Origin of the sequence: Streptomyces sp. NPDC051180, from assembly GCF_040689545.1 — a bacterium.
Classification (GTDB): domain Bacteria; phylum Actinomycetota; class Actinomycetes; order Streptomycetales; family Streptomycetaceae; genus Streptomyces.
The window spans coordinates 479,761-486,898 of the sequence record NZ_JBFBBC010000004.1 but is presented as its reverse complement, the minus strand read 5'-3'; the positions used below and the strand labels follow the sequence as shown (position 1 = coordinate 486,898).

Genomic DNA, 7,138 nt, shown 5'->3' with positions numbered 1-7,138 from the left:
GGTGGGGACCGTCCGTCGTTCCGTCGCGATGAGCGTCCCTCGTACCAGCGTGACGACCGCCGTGACGACCGTGGCGGCTTCCGCCGCGACGACCGTGGCGGCGACAACCGCGGCGGTGGTTTCCGCCGTGACGACAACCGTGGCGGCGACAACCGTGGCGGTGGCTTCCGTGGGCGTGACGACCGCGGGGGCGACAGCCGTGGTGGGTACCGTGGGCGGGACGACCGGGGTGGCTACGGGCGTCGTGACGACCGCGGTGGTCGGGACTTCGACCGGGAGCGGAGCGACAGGGCGCCGATCAAGCGGCTGCCGATTCCGGCCGAGGTCACGGGCGAGGAGATCGACCCGGATGTGCGGCAGGAGCTGATGAGCCTGCCGAAGGGTCTCGCCGAGGAGGTCTCGCGCAACCTCGTCATGGTGGCGCAGCTGATCGACGAGGACCCGGAGCAGGCGTACGGGTACTCCAGGGTGGCCCTGCGGCTCGCGTCGCGTGTGGCGGCCGTGCGTGAGGCGGCCGGCTTCGCCGCGTACGCGACGCAGAAGTACTCCGAGGCGCTGGCCGAGTTCCGTGCCGCGCGTCGGATGAGCGGTGGCGTGGAGCTGTGGCCCGTCATGGCCGACTGCGAGCGTGGCCTCGGTCGGCCCGAGCGGGCGCTGGCGATGGCCGGCGAGCCCGAGGTGCTGAAGCTGGACAAGGCCGGTCAGGTCGAGATGCGGCTCGTGGCCGCCGGCGCGCGCCGCGACCTGGGGCAGCTCGACGCGGCCATCGTGACCCTGCAGAGCCCCGAGCTCGCCTCCAGCGCCGTGCACCCGTGGACCGCGCGTCTGCGGTACGCGTACGCCGACGCGCTGCTCGCCGCCGGTCGTGAGAACGAGGCGCGGGAGTGGTTCGCCAAGGCCCTGGAGGCCGACAAGGACGGCGCCACGGACGCGTCGGACCGTCTCGCCGAGATGGACGGTGTCGAGTTCGTGGACGCCTTCGACGAGTCCGACGACATCGACGCGTCCGATGAGGCCGATGAGTCCGGCGACGCCGAGGTCGGCGTCGAGGACGTCGAGCTCGACGAGGACGAGGACGAGGACGAGGACGACGAGATCGAGGACGAGCGGGACGCCGACAAGGGCTGATCCGGTCGACCGGTGAGAAGGGCGGCACCCCTTGGGGGTGCCGCCCTTCTTCGTTTCCGGGTGTGCCCGGTCAGTCCAGGGCGAGGCTGCGCAGGACGAGGCCGGTGGCCGGCTTGGGGCCGAAGGACGTCGACTTGCGGGGCATGGTGACGCCCTGGCGTGCGAGGTCGCGGACGACGTCCTCCCGGACGGGGTGCATGAGGACGGCCGTGCCGCCGCGGCGCTCGGCCTGGGCGACGGCGGCCTCGGTGTCGTGGATGTAGGCGATGTCCTCGGGGGCGTCCGGGATGTGCCAGACGTTCTCCAGGAGCGTGGAGTGGAGGACGGTCGCGTCGAGGGTGCGCCAGGCGTCGGGGCGGTCGGCGCGGATCGTGCGGTCCAGCAGGGCCGGGTCGGGCGCGTCGACGAGGTGGAAGGCGCCGTCGCCGGCGAGGAGGAAGGCGTTGCCGTCGGCGGCGGCCGTCGCGAGGGCCTCCAGGGCCTCCGGAAGCGGCCGCTCGACGCGGCGGACCCGGAAGGAGTCGCCGAGGGCCGCGAGGGCGTCGGCGACGGGCAGGCGGTTCAGGAGGCGGTGGATGGCGCGGACCCGGAGCGGGTAGCGGGCGGTGTCGATGAGGAGGACCAGGCCGTAGTTCCAGGGGCCCGGGGCGGCGTGCTCCTCGCGCAGGCGGAGGTAGGTCGCCCAGCGGTGGTGGCCGTCGGCGATGAGCGCCTGGTGTCCGGCGAGTTCGCCGGCGACGGCGGCGAGCTCGGCGGGGTCCGTGACGGACCAGAGGCGGTGGTGGAAGCCGTCCTCGGTGGTCGTGGAGAGCAGGGGCTCGCGCAGGACGGTGCGTTCGATGACCGCGTCGGCGCCGCCCTCGTCCGAGCCGACGTAGGTCAGGAGCAGCGGCTCCAGGTTGGCGGCTGTGGTGCGCATGAGGGCCGCGCGGTCCTCGACGACGTGGGGCATGACGTCCTCGTGGGGCAGGACGATGCCGGCGTCGGGGGTGGAGAGCTCCAGGGCGCCGATGACGCCGCGCTGGAGGATGCCGTCGCCCTGCTGCTCGTACACGTAGAGCGCGGGCTCCGGGTCCGGGGCGAGGACGCCGTCGGCGAGCCAGCGGTCGAGGGTGACGGCGGCCTTGCGGTGGCGGGTGCCGGCGGTGATGGCCTGCGGGAGGATCAGCCGGACGATGTTGTGGGGGTCGGCCGACTCCAGATGGAGAAGACCGTCAGGTCGTACGACGACGTCGTAGGGAGGGGACGTCACGGCGGCGAGGCTGCCGACCCGTTCGGGGACGTACCGGAGTCCGCGGAACGGGGCCAGGCGCAGCCCTGCGGTGTCGTCGCGGACGTCGGCGGCCGCGTGACCTGAGGTGTTCATCTCGTCATCGTATGTGGGCGGCGGCCATGAGCGATGATCGGGGGAGCGGGGGAACGGCACCCGGTGAGGCGAGGAGCGAGCGGTGAGTGTGCGGATCGGCCGGGGACGGCGGGACGGCGGCGGGGATCGTCCGGGCGGCAGTGCGGTGCCGTTGAGCGAGGCGTACGACACGGCCCTCCTCGACCTGGACGGTGTGGTGTACGCGGGCGGGGAGGCCGTGCCGTACGCCGTCGAGGCGCTCGGTGTGGCGCGGACCGGCGGCATGCACCTGGCGTACGTCACGAACAATGCGCTGCGGACGCCCGAGGAGGTCGCCGACCACCTCACCGAGCTGGGGGTGCCGGCGGCGCCCGGGGACGTCGTCACGTCGGCGCAGGCGGTCGCCCGGCTGATCGCCGACGACGTGCCGCAGGGGTCCCGGGTCCTCGTCGTCGGCGGGGAGGGGCTGCGGGTGGCGCTGCGGGAGCGGGGGCTGGTTCCGGTGGAGTCGGCGGACGACGAGCCGGTGGCGGTCGTGCAGGGGTACGGGGGGCCCGAGCTGCCGTGGCGGCGGTTCGCCGAGGCGGCCTACGCGGTGCAGCGGGGTGTGCCCTGGTACGCCTCGAACACGGATCTGACGATTCCCGGGGCGCGGGGCATCGGGCCGGGCAACGGCGCGGCGGTGGAGGTCGTGCGGATCGCGTCGGGAGGCCGCGCGGAGCCGAAGGTCGCGGGCAAGCCGCTGCCGCCGATGCACCGCGAGACGGTGCTGCGGACGGGCGCGGAGCGGCCGCTGGTCGTGGGGGACCGGCTGGACACGGACATCGAGGGCGCGTTCAACGGCGGGGTGGACTCGCTGCTCGTGCTGACCGGGGTGACGGACGTGGCGCAGCTGCTGGCGGCGGTGCCGGAGCACCGGCCGACATACGTGGCGGCCGACCTGCGGGGGCTGCTCGTGGGGCAGCCGGAGGTGGACGAGGACGCGGACGGCGGGTTCGTGTGCGGGGACTGGCGGGCGTCGGTGCGCGGCGGTGAGCTGGTCCTCGAAGGCGGCGTGGCCGGGGTGCCCGCCGGGGAGGCGGACGTGATGGACGGCGTGCGGGCCCTGTGCGGGGCCGCGTGGTCGGCGGCGGACGCCGGCGGCGGTGTGCCGGACGCGGGGAAGGCCCTGGCGCTGCTGGGAGTGTGAGGGGCGTCGACGCGGACCGGGTCCCGGGGGCGGGCCACGGGACCGTGGCGCGGGCCGCAGGCCCGTGGTAACCGCGGACCTCGGCCGACCCGGCCGACCTCGGAGAAAGTTGGGTAGGCTAACCTAACTCTTTCTGGCTTGGCGGACATCAGGAGTACGGGCATGGACGGTCGGCAGGGGCAGCGGCTGAGCGCGGAATCGGTCACCCTCGCGTACGAGCAGCGGGTCATCGCCCGCGATCTGTCCGTCGAGATCCCCGACAACTCCTTCACCGTCATCGTCGGCCCGAACGCGTGCGGCAAGTCCACGCTGCTGCGCGCCCTCTCCCGGATGCTGAAGCCCAGTACCGGGCGGGTCCTGCTCGACGGCCAGTCCCTCCACACCATGCCCGCCAAGAAGGTCGCCAAGACCCTCGGCCTGCTGCCGCAGTCGTCCGTGGCGCCCGACGGCATCACCGTCTCCGACCTGGTGGCGCGCGGCCGTTACCCGCACCAGGGACTGCTGCGCCAGTGGTCGCCGGAGGACGAGCGGATCACCCGCGAGTCGATGGAGGCGACCGGCGTCGCCGAGCTGGCCGACCGGTACGTCGACGAGCTGTCCGGCGGTCAGCGCCAGCGCGTGTGGATCGCGATGGCGCTCGCCCAGCAGACGCCGCTGCTGCTGCTCGACGAGCCGACCACCTACCTCGACATCCAGCACCAGATCGACGTCCTCGACCTCTGCGCCGAGCTGCACGAGACCCAGGGCAGGACGCTCGTCGCCGTCCTGCACGACCTCAACCACGCGGCCCGGTACGCCACCCACCTCATCGCCGTCCGCGGCGGCGAGATCGTCGCCCAGGGCCCGCCGGCCGAGGTCGTCACCGCCGACCTGGTCGAGCGGGTCTTCGGGCTGCGCTGCCAGATCATCGACGACCCCGAGACGGGCACGCCGCTGGTCGTGCCGGCCGGACGGAAGGCCCGGGCCCGGCGGACCGTGGGACCGCAGGCGCAGGAGCCCGCGGCCCAGGAGCCCGCCCTACAGAAGTGAACGCAGCCGCATCAGGTCGCGGAAGCCCGCCTCCAGCCTGACCCGGCCCGAGGCCCACGCCTTCGCGAAGTTCAGCTCGCCGCCCACCATCGCCACCAGGTCGTCGCCCGCCATCGCGAGCCGGATCTGCGCCTTGGCCCGCGGCGGTCCCTCCACCGTGTCCAGGACCTCGATCCGGCCGTCGGCGAGACGGCCCGTGAAGGTCGTGTCGAGGTCCGTGACGTGGCAGCTCAGGGTGCGGTCGAAGCCGGCCGCACCCCGCACGTCGCCGTCGGCCCGCGCGAGATTGTCCGAAAGTCTGTCCAGTGCGCCGCGGCACTCCGTGATCGTCGCCATCGCCGTCGACGGTACCCCAGCGCTTCGGGGTAGCGTCGGGGCATGAGCGACGAGATGCCGGACCCCGCCGACCGGGCAGCCGAGGAGCCGTACGCGCCCGCCGGGCCCGCCCCGCTCGACGTCGCCCGGGAGCTCACCGGGCACGGCCCCGTCGACGCGCACCTGGCGCGTCTCGCCGAGGTGGACCACCGCCCGGCGGACGGACACCTGGAGGTGTACGAGGATGTACACCGTGGGCTGCGCGCGGAGCTGACCTCGCTGGACGCGCACCCCGCCCCCCGTCCGCACGACAACAGGAGCTGAACCGAACGTGGCAGGAGTGGCACGCCGCCGTCTCGACGCCGAGCTGGTCCGGCGCAAGCTCGCGCGCTCGCGCGAGCACGCCAGCCAGCTGATCGCCGCGGGCCGGGTGACCGTCGGCAAGACCGTCGCCACCAAGCCCGCAACCCAGGTGGAGACCGCCGCGGCCATCGTCGTCGTCCAGGACGACTCCGACCCCGACTACGTCTCGCGCGGCGGCCACAAGCTCGCCGGCGCCTTCGCCGCGTTCGTCCCGCAGGGGCTGCGGATCGAGGGCCGGCGGGCGCTGGACGCCGGAGCCTCCACCGGCGGCTTCACGGACGTCCTGCTGCGCGCGGGCGCCGCCCACGTCGTCGCCGTCGACGTCGGCTACGGGCAGCTCGCCTGGTCGCTGCAGAGCGACGAGCGCGTCACCGTGAAGGACCGCACGAACGTACGCGAGTTGACGCTCGACGCCATCGACGGCGTCCCGGTCGACCTCGTCGTGGGCGACCTCTCCTTCATCCCGCTCGGCCTCGTCCTGCCCGCGCTCGCGGCCTGCACGGCCCCCGACGCCGACCTGGTCCTCATGGTGAAGCCGCAGTTCGAGGTGGGCAAGGAGCGGCTCGGCACCGGCGGAGTGGTCCGGAGCACCGAACTCCGGGCCGACGCGGTGAAGAACGTGGCGCGGCGCGCCGCCGAGCTCGGCCTCGGCGCCCTCGGCGTGACCGCCAGCCCGCTGCCCGGCCCCTCCGGCAACGTCGAGTACTTTCTGTGGCTGCGGGCAGGCGCGCCCGCGCTGGATCCGGCGGATGTCGACCGCGCCGTGGCGGAGGGACCTCGTTGAGCTCAACGGCAGCAGCACCAGATACCGCACCACGTACCGTCTTCCTGCTCGCGCACACCGGCCGGCCGGCCGCCGTGCGCAGCGCCGAACTGGTCGTCCTGGGGCTGCTGCGCTGCGGCATCGGCGTCCGTGTCCTGGAGGCCGAGGCCACGGACCTGCCCCTGCCGCCGTCCGTCGAGAGGGTGCCGGAGGCGTGCTCCGACGCGCTCGACGGCTGTGAGCTCCTCGTCGTCCTCGGCGGCGACGGCACCCTGCTGCGCGGCGCCGAGTTCTCCCGCGCCTCCGGCGTGCCGATGCTCGGCGTCAACCTGGGGCGGGTCGGCTTCCTCGCGGAGGCCGAGCGCGACGACCTCGACAAGGTCGTCGACCGGGTCGTGACGAAGGCGTACGAGGTCGAGGAGCGGATGACCCTCGACGTCGTCGTCTACGAGAACGGCGACGTCCTGCACCGCGACTGGGCGCTCAACGAGGCGGCCGTGCAGAAGGTCTCCCCGGAACGGATGCTGGAGGTCGTCCTCGCGATCGACGGGCGCCCGGTGACCGGCTTCGGCTGCGACGGGGTGATCTGCGCGACACCGACCGGCTCCACCGCCTACGCCTTCTCGGCGGGCGGGCCCGTCGTCTGGCCCGAGGTCGAGGCGCTGCTCATGGTCCCCATCGGGGCCCACGCCCTCTTCGCCAAGCCGCTGATCACCACCCCGGAGTCGGTGCTCGCGGTCGAGGTCGAGCCGCACACGCCCCACGGGGTCCTGTGGTGCGACGGGCGGCGGACCGTGGAACTTCCCGCCGGCGCCCGCGTCGAGGTGCGGCGCGGTGCCGTGCCCGTCCGCCTGGCCCGGCTGCACCACGCGTCCTTCACGGACCGGCTGGTCGCCAAGTTCGCCCTGCCGGTGTCGGGGTGGCGGGGCGCCCCGCACTGATCGCCTTCTCCCTCCGGCGCCCCCGAACGATCGGCGCGCCGGAGGGTTACGCGCGGGGGCGATGT

8 protein-coding genes are annotated in these 7,138 nt (G+C 74.0%); 6 read left to right on the top strand and 2 right to left on the bottom strand.

The annotated features are described in order from the left end of the window. Window positions 1–351: 351 nt before the first annotated feature. On the top strand, window positions 352–1,128 hold the full coding sequence (locus AB0424_RS11295; protein WP_366304162.1) for a hypothetical protein: 777 nt from the start codon (window positions 352–354) through the stop codon (window positions 1,126–1,128). A 70-nt stretch (window positions 1,129–1,198) separates the two neighbouring features. Here the strand turns inward: AB0424_RS11295 and AB0424_RS11290 are convergent, their stop codons facing one another. Continuing rightward, window positions 1,199–2,494: a DUF1015 domain-containing protein gene (locus AB0424_RS11290; protein WP_366304126.1), complete on the bottom strand. Its 1,296-nt coding sequence runs from the start codon at window positions 2,492–2,494 to the stop codon at window positions 1,199–1,201. Window positions 2,495–2,576: 82 nt separating this feature from the next. Here AB0424_RS11290 and AB0424_RS11285 point away from each other — a divergent pair, with 82 nt between their 5' ends. Then, window positions 2,577–3,662: an HAD hydrolase-like protein gene (locus AB0424_RS11285; protein ID WP_366304124.1), complete on the top strand. Its 1,086-nt coding sequence runs from the start codon at window positions 2,577–2,579 to the stop codon at window positions 3,660–3,662. Between the two features lie 162 nt (window positions 3,663–3,824). Next, the gene (locus AB0424_RS11280; protein WP_366304122.1) at window positions 3,825–4,691 is read left to right on the top strand and encodes an ABC transporter ATP-binding protein; all 867 of its coding nucleotides are present in this window, start codon (window positions 3,825–3,827) and stop codon (window positions 4,689–4,691) included. On the opposite strand, the gene AB0424_RS11275 is transcribed toward AB0424_RS11280, so the two are convergent. Further along, a complete protein-coding gene (locus AB0424_RS11275; RefSeq protein ID WP_366304120.1) occupies window positions 4,680–5,027 on the bottom strand; it encodes an SCP2 sterol-binding domain-containing protein in 348 nt (115 codons plus the stop codon). The genes AB0424_RS11280 and AB0424_RS11275 overlap by 12 nt on opposite strands. A 42-nt stretch (window positions 5,028–5,069) precedes the next feature. Between AB0424_RS11275 and AB0424_RS11270 the strand changes: the two genes are divergently transcribed. Genes AB0424_RS11270 through AB0424_RS11260 form a run of 3 tightly spaced genes read left to right on the top strand, consistent with a single transcriptional unit; the run spans window position 5,070 to window position 7,073 of the window. After that, entirely contained in the window at window positions 5,070–5,330 is a 261-nt protein-coding gene (locus AB0424_RS11270; RefSeq protein WP_366304118.1) for a hypothetical protein, read from the top strand. 7 nt (window positions 5,331–5,337) lie between these two features. Continuing rightward, window positions 5,338–6,153 carry a TlyA family RNA methyltransferase gene (locus AB0424_RS11265; protein WP_366304116.1) on the top strand — a complete coding sequence of 272 codons (816 nt, stop codon included), beginning with the start codon at window positions 5,338–5,340 and terminating at the stop codon, window positions 6,151–6,153. After that, window positions 6,150–7,073: an NAD kinase gene (locus AB0424_RS11260; RefSeq protein ID WP_366304114.1), complete on the top strand. Its 924-nt coding sequence runs from the start codon at window positions 6,150–6,152 to the stop codon at window positions 7,071–7,073. The genes AB0424_RS11265 and AB0424_RS11260 overlap by 4 nt, the downstream gene beginning before the upstream one ends. The last annotated feature ends 65 nt before the right edge of the window (window positions 7,074–7,138 follow it).

What these genes read in the sequence shown, in the direction of transcription:
- AB0424_RS11290 (WP_366304126.1), bottom strand. Translation starts at nt 2,494, where the DNA reads ATGAACACCTCAGGTCACGCGGCCGCCGACGTCCGCGACGACACCGCA.
- AB0424_RS11280 (WP_366304122.1), top strand. Translation starts at nt 3,825, where the DNA reads ATGGACGGTCGGCAGGGGCAGCGGCTGAGCGCGGAATCGGTCACCCTC.
- AB0424_RS11275 (WP_366304120.1), bottom strand. Translation starts at nt 5,027, where the DNA reads ATGGCGACGATCACGGAGTGCCGCGGCGCACTGGACAGACTTTCGGAC.
- AB0424_RS11270 (WP_366304118.1), top strand. Translation starts at nt 5,070, where the DNA reads ATGAGCGACGAGATGCCGGACCCCGCCGACCGGGCAGCCGAGGAGCCG.